Annotated in this window: 13 protein-coding genes, 1 other RNA gene and 1 pseudogene; 9 read left to right on the plus strand and 6 right to left on the minus strand. The window is 67.9% G+C overall.

What is annotated here, in order from left to right; translation table 11 throughout:
* Positions 1 to 216: 216 nt before the first annotated feature.
* The 3 genes and pseudogenes from IAE58_RS03295 to IAE58_RS03305 all read right to left on the minus strand — a co-directional run.
* Positions 217 to 798: pseudogene (locus tag IAE58_RS03295) on the minus strand (metal-dependent hydrolase); the annotation flags it as partial.
* A complete protein-coding gene (locus IAE58_RS03300) occupies positions 798 to 1,193 on the minus strand; it encodes a YraN family protein (RefSeq protein WP_199932238.1) in 396 nt (131 codons plus the stop codon). The pseudogene IAE58_RS03295 and the gene IAE58_RS03300, both read right to left, overlap by 1 nt.
* Positions 1,156 to 2,877 carry a penicillin-binding protein activator gene (locus IAE58_RS03305; RefSeq protein ID WP_199932237.1) on the minus strand — a complete coding sequence of 574 codons (1,722 nt, stop codon included), beginning with the start codon at positions 2,875 to 2,877 and terminating at the stop codon, positions 1,156 to 1,158. Before IAE58_RS03305 ends, IAE58_RS03300 begins: the two co-directional genes overlap by 38 nt.
* Positions 2,878 to 2,958: 81 nt before the next feature.
* Between IAE58_RS03305 and rsmI the strand changes: the two genes are divergently transcribed.
* Positions 2,959 to 3,777, plus strand: a complete 819-nt coding sequence (gene rsmI / locus IAE58_RS03310) for a 16S rRNA (cytidine(1402)-2'-O)-methyltransferase (protein WP_199932236.1) — start codon at positions 2,959 to 2,961, stop codon at positions 3,775 to 3,777.
* A gap of 186 nt (positions 3,778 to 3,963) precedes the next feature.
* On the opposite strand, the gene IAE58_RS19940 is transcribed toward rsmI, so the two are convergent.
* Both IAE58_RS19940 and IAE58_RS03320 read right to left on the minus strand, forming a co-directional pair.
* On the minus strand, positions 3,964 to 4,368 hold the full coding sequence (locus tag IAE58_RS19940; protein WP_325166827.1) for a nucleotidyl transferase AbiEii/AbiGii toxin family protein: 405 nt from the start codon (positions 4,366 to 4,368) through the stop codon (positions 3,964 to 3,966).
* A gap of 352 nt (positions 4,369 to 4,720) precedes the next feature.
* On the minus strand, positions 4,721 to 5,323 hold the full coding sequence (locus IAE58_RS03320) for a type IV toxin-antitoxin system AbiEi family antitoxin domain-containing protein (RefSeq protein WP_199932234.1): 603 nt from the start codon (positions 5,321 to 5,323) through the stop codon (positions 4,721 to 4,723).
* Positions 5,324 to 5,549: 226 nt separating this feature from the next.
* Between IAE58_RS03320 and rnpB the strand changes: the two genes are divergently transcribed.
* An RNA gene (gene rnpB / locus IAE58_RS03325) (RNase P RNA component class A) lies at positions 5,550 to 5,901 on the plus strand.
* 134 nt (positions 5,902 to 6,035) lie between these two features.
* Here rnpB and IAE58_RS03330 read toward each other — a convergent pair.
* The gene (locus IAE58_RS03330; RefSeq protein WP_199932233.1) at positions 6,036 to 6,824 is read right to left on the minus strand and encodes an NRDE family protein; all 789 of its coding nucleotides are present in this window, start codon (positions 6,822 to 6,824) and stop codon (positions 6,036 to 6,038) included.
* 323 nt (positions 6,825 to 7,147) lie between these two features.
* Here IAE58_RS03330 and mraZ point away from each other — a divergent pair, with 323 nt between their 5' ends.
* Genes mraZ through mraY form a run of 7 tightly spaced genes read left to right on the plus strand, consistent with a single transcriptional unit; the run spans position 7,148 to position 14,643 of the window.
* Positions 7,148 to 7,594, plus strand: coding sequence for a division/cell wall cluster transcriptional repressor MraZ (gene mraZ / locus IAE58_RS03335; protein ID WP_004143635.1), 447 nt, complete (start codon positions 7,148 to 7,150; stop codon positions 7,592 to 7,594).
* A 14-nt stretch (positions 7,595 to 7,608) separates the two neighbouring features.
* A complete protein-coding gene (gene rsmH, locus IAE58_RS03340) occupies positions 7,609 to 8,577 on the plus strand; it encodes a 16S rRNA (cytosine(1402)-N(4))-methyltransferase RsmH (protein WP_108755412.1) in 969 nt (322 codons plus the stop codon).
* Positions 8,574 to 8,837, plus strand: a complete 264-nt coding sequence (gene ftsL, locus IAE58_RS03345) for a cell division protein FtsL (RefSeq protein ID WP_108748523.1) — start codon at positions 8,574 to 8,576, stop codon at positions 8,835 to 8,837. Before rsmH ends, ftsL begins: the two co-directional genes overlap by 4 nt.
* Positions 8,834 to 10,681: a penicillin-binding protein 2 gene (locus IAE58_RS03350; RefSeq protein WP_108752175.1), complete on the plus strand. Its 1,848-nt coding sequence runs from the start codon at positions 8,834 to 8,836 to the stop codon at positions 10,679 to 10,681. Before ftsL ends, IAE58_RS03350 begins: the two co-directional genes overlap by 4 nt.
* Positions 10,678 to 12,177, plus strand: a complete 1,500-nt coding sequence (locus IAE58_RS03355) for a UDP-N-acetylmuramoyl-L-alanyl-D-glutamate--2,6-diaminopimelate ligase (RefSeq protein WP_199932232.1) — start codon at positions 10,678 to 10,680, stop codon at positions 12,175 to 12,177. Before IAE58_RS03350 ends, IAE58_RS03355 begins: the two co-directional genes overlap by 4 nt.
* Entirely contained in the window at positions 12,174 to 13,568 is a 1,395-nt protein-coding gene (gene murF / locus IAE58_RS03360; protein ID WP_199932231.1) for a UDP-N-acetylmuramoyl-tripeptide--D-alanyl-D-alanine ligase, read from the plus strand. The genes IAE58_RS03355 and murF overlap by 4 nt, the downstream gene beginning before the upstream one ends.
* Complete coding sequence (gene mraY / locus IAE58_RS03365) at positions 13,558 to 14,643, plus strand: phospho-N-acetylmuramoyl-pentapeptide-transferase (RefSeq protein WP_199932230.1); 1,086 nt, start codon at positions 13,558 to 13,560, stop codon at positions 14,641 to 14,643. The genes murF and mraY overlap by 11 nt, the downstream gene beginning before the upstream one ends.

The following is a 14,643-nucleotide window of genomic DNA, read 5'->3' on the forward strand; positions in this document are numbered from 1 at the left end:
GGGGGGGGGGGGGGGGGGGGGGGGGGGGGGGGGGGGGGGGGGGGGGCGCGGCGGGGGGGGGGGGGGGGGGGCCCCGGGCGCCAGGAGTTGTCCTGCGCGTTGGCCTCCAGCGCACCGTCATCCATGCGCCAGCCCTCCGCGCCCAGCAGGGCGGACAGTTCGGCAACGAGGGCGGCGGGCAGGGCAGTGCTCATGAGGGATTCCGGGGGCGGCAGGGGCGGGTTGGATCAGTTTCCAGGCGACCACGGCGGTGGCCAGCGGCAGCCACACCCAGCGCAGCTCGGACAGCAGCGTGGCCAGGCCGCGCGCGCTGAAGAACTGCGGGGCAAACGGCGAAACGCGGATCGGTCGCCACGGTGCGAAGAAGCGGTGCTCGCTCCACGGCCAGGCCAGGGCGACGCCCAGCCCGCCGGAGGTCATTGCATCCAGCAGCGGATGGCTGGCCGCGCAGACGAATACGAACGCCATCGCCTGCACGGTGGATACCCACGTTGGCAGCGCCTTGGTAGGTGCCAACCTTGGTTGGCACGAAACCGCCGACCAAGGTCGGCGACTACCGAAGAACGCCACCAACGCTGCCAGCGCCGCCAACACCCCGGCAAACAGCAGCGAATGGCTGGCCCCGCGATGCCCGAACGCATCGGCATAGGGAATGTGCAGGACGAACGCCAGCACATCGGCATCGGGCAGCATCGCCGCCACCACGCCGGCAGCCACCAGCCACGGCGGAATTCGGCCGCGATCGGCAGCGCACCACAATGCCAGTGGCACGGCAGCGTGGGTCATGATAGAAGGCATCAGCAATCGTCCAGACGGAAGGCGTCGCGCAGCCACTGCAACTGTGGGGGCTCGCCCGTGGCTTCCACCACATCGAAACGGCAGGGCGCATTGGCCAGGGCAGGATGGTCCTGCAGGTACAGCAGCGCGGCATGGGCCAGACGCCGGCATTTGCGCGCATCCACCGAGGCCGCGCCGCCGCCGAAATCCGCGCGTGCGCGGTAGCGCACTTCCACGAACACCACGGTGCCCGAATCGTCCATCACCAGGTCCAGTTCACCGCCGCGGTAGCGCACGTTGCGTGCGCGCGGCTGCAATCCGGCCTGTTGCAGGTGCTGCTCGGCGGCGGCTTCCACCGCCGAGCCCCGTTGCAGATGCTCAGCGACCACCGGCGATCGGCATCGGGCGGCCACCACTGAAGGTGGACCACGCCGGCTGGCGCAGGATGTTGCCGTTGCTGTCCAGGTACAGCGTGCCGGTGGCGCCATCCAGGCCGCCTTCGTTGGACAGCTTTTCCAGGTAGGCGCTGATCTTCCAGGCGTCGGCTCCGAAGGCGAACAGGCGGCTGGCCGCGCCGCGCGCGCTGGGCAGGGTCTGCGCCACCTGGGCGGCCGAGGGCAGGCCGGACACGCTGCGCACGTTCCAGGCTTCGTTCGGGTAGATGATGCCGTCCAGCGCCACGTCTTCCTCGGCCTTGCCGCTGCCGGTGGTCAGCTGGCTGGTGCCGACGCGCGTTGCGCCACCGGCACCGGCCAGGGCCAGCTGCGGGGCCAGCAGGCGCGCCTGCGGCGCACGCACGGCCAGGAACACGGCATCGATCTGGCCGGCATTGCGCACCTGCGCGCTGACATCACCCACGGCTTCGGCAACGGAGACCGTGGCGGCCACCTGGCCACCGCGCTGGGCGAAACGCTGGGCGAAGGCGGCGGCGGCACGGCGGCCGGTGTCGTCGTTGCTGCTGATGACCAGGGCGCGGTTGCGCTCGCGGCCACGCAGGTATTCGGCGGCCACGATGCCATCGTCTTCCGGCGCCAGCGAGAACCCGGCGCTGCCGGCCGGCGGAGCGTCCTTGCCGCGGTTCAGGCCCAGCACCGGAACCGGCAGCTGCGCGCGGCCGTACACCGCGTCCACTTCGTCGCGGCCCAGCGGGCCGACCACGAAATCGACGCCCGAGGCGACCGCCTTGTCATAGGCGGCCAGTGCACCGGCCGGAGTGCCGGCAGTATCGAAGAAGTTGATTTCCGGGCGGCGGCGGCTTTCGCCGTAGTACGCGGCAAGCAGGCCATCGCGCACCGGCTGTGCAGCGGTGGCGAGGCGGCCGCTGAGCGGCAGCAGCACGGCCATCTTCGCCGGCGGGCGGTAGCCATCGCTCATGGCCGGCGGACGCTTGCTGGTGTCGAACTGGGCCGCGCCGTCGCGGTCGAACGGGCGCGGCAGCGGCAGGCCCCGCGCAATCAAGGCGCGACCAGCGAAGTTGTACAGCGGGTCGTTGGCCGGCAGTGCGGCTGCGCGGCTGCGCAGGGTGGCATCGTCCAGCGTGCCCAGCAGACCGGCGATCGCAGCCTGGTTCTCGTTGCGGGCGGTGCCGGTCAGACCGGCATGGGCGCGGGCACGCTCGGTGGCGGCGGCGAAGCTGTCACCGCTGGCCTGCAGGGCGCTGGCGCGGGCCAGGTACCAACGGGTACGCAGGCTGGGGAGCACGCTGTCGCCGTGCTCTTTCAACAGGGCCAGGGCCTGCGCCGGCTGCTTGTCGGCCAGGGCCAGCTCGGCGCTGGCCAGCTGGAAGCGCTGCAGGCTGGCACCGCTCAGCTGGCGGGCGGTCAGCTGGCCCAGCAGGCTGCGCGCGCGGGCGCTGTCACCGGCCAGGTGCCAGGCCCAGGCCGCATCGGCCAGAGTATTGCTGCGGGCGGTGCCGCGCAGGGTCGCGGCCTGCGCTTCCAGCTGCAGGGCGGCGTCGCGCGGCTTGCCCTGATCGATCAGCGCCAGCGCCTGGCTCTGGGCCGGCGATTCAGGGGCGCTGGTCAGGCTGGTGGTGGCACAACCGGCCAGCAGCATCAGCGAGAGCGACAGGGCGGAGATCCGTGCGGCGGGCTTGTTCATGATCGGGTCCATGCGATGAGGGCAGCGGCCTTGGCCAGGTACACGCTACGATTCTACCCTTGCCCCGTGAGTACCGCTGAAATGAGTGTGCCAACCCTGTACGTCGTCGCCACGCCGATCGGCAACCTGGCCGATCTGAGCCCGCGCGCGCAGGAGGTGCTGCGCTCGGTGGCGGCCATCTGTGCCGAAGACACCCGCCGCAGCGGCCAGCTGCTGTCCCATTTCGGCATCCAGCAGCCGCTGGTGGCCCTGCACGAACACAATGAAGAGGCCCTGGCGCAGCGCCTGGTGTCGCGGCTGCAGGCCGGTGAATCGCTGGCGCTGGTGAGCGATGCCGGCACCCCGCTGGTCAGCGACCCCGGCTTCCGCCTGGTGCGCGCGGCCCGCGCGGCCGGCATCAAGGTCAGCCCCATTCCCGGCGCCTGCGCCGCCATTGCCGCGCTGAGCGTGGCCGGCCTGCCCAGCGACCGTTTCAGTTTCGAGGGTTTCCTGCCGGCCAAGGCCAGCGGTCGCCGCGACCGCCTGCAGGCGCTGGCCGGTGAAGTGCGCACGATGGTGTTCTATGAATCCTCTCACCGCATCGCCGAATCGCTGGCCGACATGGCCGCGATCTTCGGCGGCGAGCGCCCGGCGGTGCTGGCGCGCGAATTGACCAAGCTGTTCGAGACCGTGCTCGATGGCGATCTGGCCAACCTGCTGGCGCGGGTGGAAGCCGACGACAACCAGCGCAAGGGCGAGTTCGTGGTGATGGTGCAGGGCGCCGGCGATGATGAAGAAGCCAAGCTGGCGGAGGGGCGCCGGGTGTACGCCAAGCTGAGCGAACATCTGCCGCCGTCCACCGCCGCCAAGCTGGCCGCCGAGCTGACCGGCGCCCCGCGCAAGGCGTTGTACGGCCGGTAGCGCCGGGCCATGCCCGGCGAGCGCGTAGCGCGGCGGGAATGCAAGGATTCTGGATCCCCGCAGGGGCTCCGACCCCCAAGGCCTTGGGGGTCGGAGCCCGTTCAGGGCGCGGACGAAGGCGCTTATGTCCCTCACTACGGCGCCCAGAGACTCAGCGTGCAGGCGATTCCTGCGCAGGAATGCAGTCTACTGCGCCTGCTTGTGGGGATCGTCGGCAAATTCCTCCGACAAGCCGAAGGGCACTGGCTGCGTCCAGCGTGTACCTCGCCGTTCGAACGTCGCGCTTATCGCCGCGACCAGTGCGGTCCTCGCCATCTGACCCTCACGAGCGAGCGCCAACAGGTCGAAGTAGTCCTTCATCCTGCTGTTGGCGATGCCCAGGGCCGCAATGGCTTCGAGCTTCTCGGCGAAGACGGCCTCCCGCGGGTACACCCGCAGGCGCGGTGGCGGGAACTCATCGAGCAGTACCGGGTACTCACATTCCGGTGGTGCTTGAAGAACGGCATCGCCAAAGCCGACGTCCCATTGCACGTGACACAGCGCGTTGCCCAGGCGCGCCTGCAGGCGCATGCGGAGGCCTGATAGGTGGATCCTTCGCGTATCGGATCGATGACGGTGGAGGCGGCGTCGAAGTGCAGGCCGTCGTCCAGCTCAATCGCGCACAGGTCATGCACGATGCGGGTCAGATGCGCAGGGTCGGTTGGGCCGTATCCCAGGAAGTCGGCGTCACGGGTGGGGCGATGGGGTACATCGAACCAGATGGCGAAGAGCATCGCACCCTTCAGCAGGAACTGCTGCTGGTACGGCGACTGCGATAACCGATAGAGCATGCGTTCCACCGCAAACCGGTCCAACACGTACTGGAAGTCTTCGTTGCGTGCACGTGCACCATCACGCAACCGTTGCCGGATGGAACGGACGCGGTCTGCCGGAGGCGTGGGAGTCATGCCAGCGCTTCAAGATAAGGTCGCATCAGTCTGGCAACGCGGCAGAGGCGTGCATACATCCACAGCTCGTCCATCGTGGTCAGGCTCGCTCCCAGTGCCTCCCGCAGGGCCTCGATGGCAACGTCCAGACCCACGAGATTCCGGTACTTGAAGCAGTCGACGACGGTCTTGGCGACGCCGGTCACGCGGAGCGTGACGTGGCCGATCGGCAGGGGTTCCAGTCCCGCCCCCAGTGTCTTTTCCGACATGCGGACAACACGCAGAGGCGGCCAGTCCATCCGCGGCGCGCGATCCTTGTTGCCGATGGCGATCCAGACTTCGAACGGGGCCTGGGTGGTCAGGCCATGCAGGCTCAGGGCACTCAGCAGGCACAGTCGGGGCGTGGCCAGACGTTCTGCGATGACCAGCAGTCCTTCCCGTCCTTCCGCAGGCGCAAGGTCTGGCAGGGTGTAAATGCCACGCGACAGCCTCAGCAGATCGCCGGACGCGACAAGCCGGGACAGCTGCGCGCGCGCCACACCGGCACGCACCATGTCGCGCGAGCGCGCCGTGCCCGTGCGCTGGATCAGCTCCCTTGCAGTGGCATACGGATCAACCATGGCCGGAGTGTTCCATAGTGTCTGTCAAAATGACATAAATACCGACGTTTCGGAACGCAGGTGCTGCCGTTGTGCGGGTTCAGGCTGTAGCGCCGGATCAGTAGATCCACGCCATGTGTGGATGGGGAAATTCCTGCAGCCACGCATGGCGTGGGTCTACTGCCCCATGCAGGCGCCGCGATCAGCACGGCAGAAAAGGCGTGCGTGCGTTAGAATGCGTGTTGGCGGAGCCGGCCAGACAGTCGCGTCATCCCTTCGGGGGTGCCGAGGAAAGTCCGGGCTCCATAGGGCAAGGTGCCAGGTAACGCCTGGGCGGCGCAAGCCGACGGAAAGTGCAACAGAAAGATACCGCCTACGTCTTCTTCGGAAGGCCGGTAAGGGTGAAATGGTGCGGTAAGAGCGCACCGCGAGTCTGGTAACAGACCGGCACGGCAAACCCCACCTGGAGCAAGACCAAATAGGGATCCTTTGGCGCGGCCCGCGTTGGATCCGGGTAGGTTGCTTGAGCGTTGCGGTGACGTAACGCCTAGAGGAATGACTGTCCACGACAGAACCCGGCTTATCGGCCGGCTCCGCCTCCTTTTTCGAGTGGCCATCCACGCATGGCGTGGATCTACCAGGCACGCCCACGCATGGTGCCGCTTCTGCGTAGAGTCGAGCTTGCTCGACTGCATTGCGCCACGTGAAGACAGTCGAGCAAGCTCGACTCTACCTAGAACGCGGCGTGGCTTTCGCCCAGGAACGTGCCCTGTGCGCCGAAGCGGCGTTCGTGGATCTGGCCGTGGCCGTCGTGGTCGATCAGCAGCACGGTGCTGGCGCGGGTGCCGTAGTCGTCACCGCGGATGAAGGCGGGGCTGAGCCAGCGTTCGCGCTCCAGGCCTATGCCGGTGTCGGGCAGGTCGCTGTCGGCCGGGCGGTGTTCGTCGGCGAGGGCTACCCAGAGTGGGGTCAGATCCGGAGTCAGAGCCCTTTCGCTTTGCGAAAGGGATCCGACCCCTTCTTCTTCCAGCCAGGCCGAGAGCGCGGTCATCAGCCGGCGGGTCTTCGGCCACGGGGCGTCCAGCGCGCCGTTGGACATGCCGTGCACGCCCGGGTCCAGCGTCTGCCGTTCGACGGGGTGGTTGCCCAGGTACTCAAGGGTCTGGCCATCAGCCAGCAGCAGGTTGAATGGTGCGTAGGCACCGGCCACGGCGGCCAGGCGGTCCATGTGCGCGCCGGCCGGATCGCGCCCGCGCAGGAAATCGGCCACCAGTGCGCCACGCGACGGCCCACTCTGTGCGGCCAGCGGGTCGCGCACGTTGGTCACCACCGCCATGCGGCCCGCGGTGCCCACCCCGGCCCAGCCACCACCCGAGCGCAGGTCGCGCCCGCCGATGATCGCCGGTTCGTTGTCCCAGGGGGCCAGCGCCGCCGTGGGGCGGGCGTGGAACTCATCGCGGTTGCCGGCCATCACCAACCGCCAGCGCGGGTGCTGAAGCCAGCCAAGAGCAAGCAGGCACATGGCGTCATTGTGCCCGGTTTGCGCAGTCTGGCGTCGCTTTCAGCGCGTTCCGGATGAATGCGCGGTCAATGTTTCACGCCGTCTACACGCCCCTGAACTTCGGTTCAATCTCAAAAATTGAGACGGATCAGCAACTTGTGGATAAGCCTTGAACAATTCTCTAAACATTGCTGCAAGCCATTGATGCGGCAGGCGATTTCCTCGCTGAAAAGTTGTTGACAACCCTTGGCCCGCTGCTAAGGTGGGCATCAGAGGGAAATCCGGGTGTTTTGTGGGTTTTCGTGGTTCAATGTTTCACCGGGCGAAGGATAGGTGCACGCGTCGTGTTCCAGGGCGAGACGGCCATCACAGTTGACGACAAAGGACGCATGGCGGTTCCCACCGCCTACCGCGACCTGGTCGCGCGTGCCAGCAACAACCGTCTTGTCCTGACCTACAACCCGTTCGAAGCCGGCTGCCTGTGGCTGTATGCAGAGTCGGAGTGGGAACGGGTCCGCGACGATGTGATGTCCAAGCCCAACACCCAGCGCGTCGTGCGCCTGTTGCAGCAGAAGCTGGTCGGCTCGGCCGCCCACCTCGAGCTGGACGGCAACGGTCGAATCAGCATTCCCGCCAGCCACCGCGGTGCGGTGGGCATTGAAAAGAAGGCGGTATTGCTCGGTATGGGCGACAAGTTTGAATTGTGGAGCGAGCAGGCGCATCGGGCCCTGATCCAGCAGACATTGTCTGACGAGGATCTGGGTGATGGGCTTCTCGACCTGAAGTTGTGAGCCGGGGTGCCCGGATGCGCCCAGAAGCGCAGACCGGTCACCTTCCGGTGTCGCAGTCGCCGGCGGTGCACCTGCCGGTCCTGTACACCCAGGTCATTGAAGGCCTGAGGGTGATCGAAAACGGACGTTATCTGGATGGCACGTTCGGTCGTGGCGGTCATGCACGTGGCGTGCTTACCCAGCTCGGTCCCGAGGGGCGCCTGCTGGTCATGGACAAGGATCCGGAAGCCATTGCCGTTGCCGAGCGCGATTTCGCGCCGGACCCGCGCGTGTCCATCTTCCGTGGCAGCTTCGCCCAGCTGCTGCAGTGGAACGAGACGGCCGAAGGCCTGGACGGCGTGCTGTTCGACCTGGGCGTGTCCTCGCCGCAGCTGGACGTGGCCGAACGCGGTTTCAGCTTCGGCAAGGACGGCCCGCTGGACATGCGCATGGACCCGGACAGCGGTGAAAGCGCCGCGCAGTGGATCAACCGCGTGGAAGATCGCGAGATCGCCGACGTGCTGTGGACCTACGGCGAAGAGCGGCAGAGCCGCCGCATCGCCCGTGCCATCGTGGCCCGCCGCGAGAAGCAGCCGTTCACCCGCACCGCCGAACTGGCCGAGCTGATCGCCTCGGTGATGCCGCGTGGGAAAGACAAGATCCACCCGGCCACGCGCAGCTTCCAGGCCATCCGCATCCACATCAACCGCGAGCTGGCCGATCTGGAAGCCGGACTGGATGCGGCCGTGGAACGGCTCAAGCCCGGTGGCCGGCTGGCGGTGATCAGCTTCCATTCGCTGGAAGACCGCATCGTCAAGCAGTACATGAACCGCCTGGCCAAGGCGCCGCCGGCCAACCGCCGCCTGCCCGAAGCCGAGGTGTTCGTGCCGACCCTGGATCTGATCGGCGGCGCCATCAAGGCCACCGACGAAGAACTGGCGGCCAACCCGCGTGCCCGCAGCGCCGTGCTGCGCGTGGCCCAGAAGCGGGAGGCCGATGCATGAGCCGGCTGCTGCTGATCATACTGTTGGCCTGCACCGTGGCCTCGGCGATCGGCGTCGTGTTCGTGCGTCACCGTCACCGGCAGACGTTCATCGAGCTGTCGCGCGCCGAGCGCACGCGCGATGACATCAACCTGGAGTTCGGCCGCCTGCAGCTGGAACAGGCCACCCTGGCCGAGGCCAACCGGGTGGACCGCATCGCGCGCGAAAAGCTGGGCATGAAGTTCCCTGAAGCCGCCGACGTGGTGGTGGTGCGCCCATGAGCAAGACCGGCCGCAACCGCCCGCGCAACGCCTTCAACCTGCGCCAGCGCCTGCGCTGGGTCGCTTTGGCGCTCGGCCTGTGCTCGGTCTCGCTGGTCGGCCGCGCGGCCTACGTGCAGATCGTCAACGCCGATTTCTACCAGCGCCAGGGCGAAGCGCGTTACCTGCGCGAGCTGCCGATCAAGACCTCGCGCGGCATGATCACCGACCGCAACGGCGAGCCGCTGGCGGTGTCCACCCCGGTCGCCTCGATCTGGGTGAACCCGCAGGACCTGCTGCGCTCGCCCGAGCGCATTCCCGAGCTGGCCCAGGCCGTGGGCATGTCGGTGGACGAACTGAGCAGTCGTCTGTCGCAGAAGTCGGACAAGGAATTCATGTACCTGCGCCGCCGGATCAATCCGGACGAGGCAGAGAAGGTGGTGGCGCTGAAGATTCCCGGCGTGGCCGCACAGCGCGAATTCCGCCGCTTCTACCCGCAGGGTGAGGCGATGGCGCATGTGCTGGGCTTCACCAACATCGACGACCGCGGCCAGGAAGGGCTGGAACTGGCCTTCGACGAATGGCTGCGCGGCAAGGCCGGCGCCAAGCGGGTGATCCGCAACCGCAAGGGCGAAACGGTGGAAAGCGATCTGCTGCGCGCCGCCGAGCCGGGCAAGGACCTGACCCTCAGCATCGATCGCCGCATCCAGTACCTGGCATTCAAGGAACTGCGCAATGCACTGGTGGCCAACAAGGCCGCCGGCGGTTCGATGGTGATCATGGATGTGGCCACCGGCGAGATCCTGGCCATGGTCAACCTGCCCACCTACAACCCGAATTCGCTGAACGGTGCGGTGCCGGATACGCGTCGCAACCGCGCCGTGACCGACCTGGTCGAGCCGGGCTCGACGATGAAGCCGCTGACCATTGCCACGGCGCTGCAGGCCGGGGTGGTGACCAAGGACACCATCATCGACACCAACCCGGGCTACATGACCCTGGGCCGCTTCACCATCCGCGACGTGCCACGCAACAACGGCGTGCTCAACGTGACCGGCGTGATCACCCGCAGTTCGAACGTGGGCGCTGCCAAGGTTGCGGCCAAGCTGCCCGACCAGACCTTCTACGATTCGATCCGCAGCTTTGGTTACGGTTCGGTGCCGCACAGTGGTTTCCCCGGTGAATCCGGTGGCGTGGTGCTGCGCCCGGCGCGCTGGTCGGGTACGTCCAAGACCACCATGTCCTACGGCTACGGCCTGAACGTCACCCCGCTGCAGATCGCCACGGCTTATTCGGCCCTGGCCAACGGCGGCAAGCTGATCGCACCGACCTTCGTGAAGGGCCAGCGCAACGAGGGCAAGCAGATCATCGATCCGGCCGTGGCCAAGGAAGTGGTGGCCATGATGGAAACCGTGGTGACCCAGGGCGGCGCCAAGCAGGCGGCGGTGCTGGGCTACCACGTGGCCGGCAAGACCGGTACGGCGCGCAAGGCCGGCCCGGGTGGCTATGAGCGTGGCCACTACAACTCGCTGTTCGCCGGCGTGGTGCCGGCCACCAACCCGCGCTTTGCCACCGTCATCGTCATCAACGACCCGCAGGGCGGCAAGTTCTATGGCGGTCTGGTCTCGGCGCCGGTGTACCACAACGTGATGGAAGGCACCCTGCGGCTGATGGATGTGCCGCTGGACGACCTGCAGTCGTGGCTGGCCGCCCAGCAGTCCGGAAAGATGGGCCACTCGGCGTCCATCCTGCCGGCGCCGCCGGCTGAAACCGCGTTGCCGGCCGATGCCGCCGCCGAATTCGACGCCGCGCTGCCCAGCGCGCAGAACCATGTGCCGGCCCCGCCCGCGGGAGGCACGCAATGAGCCCTTCGATGTTGCTTTCGCAGTTGCTTCCCGACGTTGCCCTGGCGGGCAATGATCCCGTTCTGACCGGCCTGGTGCTGGACAGCCGTGCCGTGCGCCCCGGCAATGCTTTCGTGGCGATTGCCGGTTTCGGTGCGCATGGCCTCGGCTTCGTCGAGCAGGCGCGTGCCGCCGGCGCCAGCGCCATCCTGTTTGAACCGCCGGCCCCGGCCGAACTGCCTGCGCCGGCCGACGCCATCGCCGTGCCCGGCCTGCGTGCCCGCCTGGGCGCGATGGCCGACCAGTTCCATGGCGCGCCGTCGCGCGCGATGACCATGGTGGGCGTGACCGGCACCAACGGTAAGACCTCCACCGTGCAGCTGCTGGCCCAGGCCTGGCACCTGCTCGGCACGCCCAGTGGAAGTATCGGCACCCTGGGTGCCGGTCTTTATGGCGCGGTGGAACCGACCGGCTTCACCACCCCGCTGGTGCTGCAGATGCATGCGCTGCTGGCGCAGCTGCGCGCCGATGGTGCGCAGGCCGTGGCGATGGAAGTGAGCTCGCACGCGCTCGACCAGGGGCGCGTGGATGCGGTGCACTACGACGTGGCGGTGTTCACCAACCTCACCCGTGACCATCTGGATTACCACGGCGACATGGCCAGCTACGGCGCGGCCAAGGCACGTCTGTTCCATCGCCCCGGCCTGAAGGCCGCGGTGGTGAACCTGGACGATGCGTTCGGTCGCCAGCTGTTTGCCGGTCTGCCGGCCGGTGTGCAGCCCATTGGTCTGAGTTCGCGTGGCGCCGAGGGCGCCCGCGTGCGTGCCGAGGCCCTGCAGCTGGATGGCCGCGGCATCGGTTTCGAACTGGTGATCGACGGCGCGCGCGCTGCGGTGCAGTCGCCGCTGCTGGGTCGCTTCAACGTGGACAACCTGCTGGCCGTGGCCGGCAGCCTGCATGCGCTGGGCCAGCCGCTGCAGCGCATCGCCGCCGTGCTGTCGGCGCTGCAGCCGATCCGCGGCCGCATGAACCGCCTGGGCGGCGAGAACGGCCTGCCCACCGTGGTGGTTGATTACGCACATACTCCCGATGCGCTGGAACAGGCGCTGGACAGCCTGCACGGCCACCTGCAGGGCACGTTGTACTGCGTGTTCGGCTGCGGCGGCGAGCGCGATCCCGGCAAGCGCCCGCAGATGGCGGCCATTGCCGAGCGCCTGGCCAACCAGGTCATCGTGACCGACGACAACCCGCGTGGCGAAGACGGCGACGCGATCGTGGCCGATATTCTGGCCGGCTTCACCGATGCCTCGGCCGTGACCGTGCAGCGCAGCCGCGCGCGGGCGATTGGTCTGGCGGTGAAGCGCGCCGGTGCGGGCGACATCATCCTGATCGCCGGCAAGGGCCACGAGCCCTACCAGGAAGTGAAGGGCGTGCGCCACGACTTCGATGACACCGAAGTGTCGGCGGCCGCGCTGGCCGCCAAGGCCGGTGTGCTGGCAGGGGAGGGCGCGGCATGAAGCGCACCCTGCTTTCGCTGATCGCACACTGGGCCGGTGGCGAGATCCACGGCGACGACGTGGCCATCGACGCGGTCAGCAATGACACCCGCAGCCTGGGCGCGGGCAGCCTGTACGTGGCCCTGCGCGGCGAGCGTTTCGACGGCCATGACTTCGCCGCCGACGCGCAGGCGCGCGGCGCCAGTGCGCTGCTGGTCGAGCGCCTGCTGCCGCTGGACATGCCGCAGGTGCTGGTGGCCGACAGCGAACTGGCCTTGGCGAAGATCGCCGCCGGCATGCAGCGCGACCGTGGCACCGAGGTGTTCGCGATTACCGGCAGCAACGGCAAGACCAGCGTGAAGAGCCTGCTGCAGTCGATCCTGCAGCAGGTGGCCGCGCACGCCCACAAGTTGGTGTACGCCAACCCCGGCAACCGCAACAACGAGATCGGCCTGCCGCTGGCGGTGATCGATGCACCGGAAGATGCCGACTACGCCGTCTACGAGATGGGCGCCGGCAAGCCGGGCGACATCGCCTACCTGACCGACATCGCCCGCCCGCGCTACGCGCTGGTGAACAACATCGCACCGGCGCACCTGGAACGCATGGGCAGCCTGCTCGGCGTCGCGCTCACCAAGGGCGCGATCTACGCGGCACTGCCGGCCGATGGCGTGGCGGTGATCAACGTGGACGATGCCTACGGCCGCTGGTTCGAACAGCACTTCATCGGTACCCCGGCCCGCTGCCGGGTGCTGCGCTATGGCCTGGAACACAGCGCCGACGTCACCGCGCGCGATATCCGCGCCGGTACGCAGGGCAGCCAAGTCACCCTGGTGTCGCCGCAGGGCGAGGTGAGCGTGGTGCTGGGTCTGCCGGGCCGCCACAACATCAGCAATGCGCTGGCCGCCGCCAGCCTGGCACTGGGTGCAGGCATCGGCCTGGAGCTGGTGGCCGCCGGCCTGGCCGCCGCGCAGCCGGTGCCGGGCCGCCAGATCGCCCACACCCTGCACAGCGGCGCGGTGCTGGTCGATGACAGCTACAACGCCAACCCCGGTTCACTGGCCGCGGCAATCGATGCCCTGGCCGCTGCGCCGGAAGAGGGTTGGCTGGTGTTGGGTGACATGCGCGAGCTGGGCCCCGATGCCGAGGCCCTGCACGCGCAGGCCGGCCTGCGCGCCCGCGCGGCCGGTCTGAAGCGTCTGTACGCGCTGGGCCCGCTCAGCGCCGCCGCCGCGGTTGCCTTCGGTGAAGGTGGCCGCCATTTCGCCACCCATGATGCGCTGTCGAAGGCGCTGCAGGACGAGTTGCACGCTGGTGTGCGCTGCCTGGTCAAGGGTTCCCGTGGCAGTGCCATGGACCTGATCGTCAAAGCGCTGCTGGCGCAAGGAGAGGAATCCCCGCATGTTGTATGAACTGGCTCGATGGTTGCAGCAGTTGGAGAGCCTGTTCGGGCTGTTCAACTACCAGACCTTCCGCGCGATCCTGGCCGCGCTGACGGCGCTGTTCCTGTCGCTGTGGCTTGGCCCGGCGGTGATCCGCCGGCTGGCCCAGTTCAAGGGCGGCCAGCCGATCCGCACCGACGGTCCGCAGACCCACTTCTCCAAGGCCGGCACGCCCACCATGGGCGGTTCGCTGATCCTGCTCACCGTCACCCTGTCGGTGCTGATGTGGGCCGACCTGCGCAACCGCTACGTCTGGCTGGTGCTGGCCGTGATGCTGTGCTTCGGTGCCATCGGCTGGTACGACGACTGGATCAAGATCGTGCGCCGCGACCCGAACGGCCTGAAGTCGCGCTGGAAGTACCTGCTGCAATCGGTCTTCGGCCTGGCCGCGGGCATCTTCCTGTTCCAGACCGCCGATGTGCCGGCGGCGCTGACCTTCTACATTCCCATGTTCAAGTCGGTGGCGCTGCCGCTGGCCGGCATCGGCTTCGTGGCCATCGCTTACTTTTGGATCGTCGGCTTCTCCAATGCGGTGAACCTGACCGACGGCCTGGACGGCCTGGCGATCATGCCCACCGTGTTGGTGGCCTGCGCGCTGGGCGTGTTCGCATATGCATCGGGCAACGTGGTGTTCGCCAACTACCTGCAGATTCCGCAGATTCCCGGTGCCGGTGAGCTGGTCATCATCTGCGCGGCCATTGCCGGCGCGGGCCTGGGCTTCCTATGGTTCAACACCTACCCGGCCATGGTCTTCATGGGCGACATCGGCGCGCTGTCGCTGGGTGCGGTGCTGGGCACGATCGCAGTGATCACCCGCCAGGAACTGGTGCTGGTGATCATGGGCGGCGTGTTCGTCATCGAAACGCTGTCGGTAATGATCCAGGTCGCCTCGTTCAAGCTGACCGGCAAGCGCGTGTTCCGCATGGCGCCCATCCACCACCACTTCGAACTGAAGGGCTGGCCCGAGCCGCGCGTGATCGTGCGCTTCTGGATCATCTCGGTGGTGCTGGTGCTGATCGGCCTGGCCACGTTGAAGGTGCGCTGA

It is taken from the genome of Stenotrophomonas sp. S49, from assembly GCF_016624905.1.
Taxonomy (GTDB): domain Bacteria; phylum Pseudomonadota; class Gammaproteobacteria; order Xanthomonadales; family Xanthomonadaceae; genus Stenotrophomonas.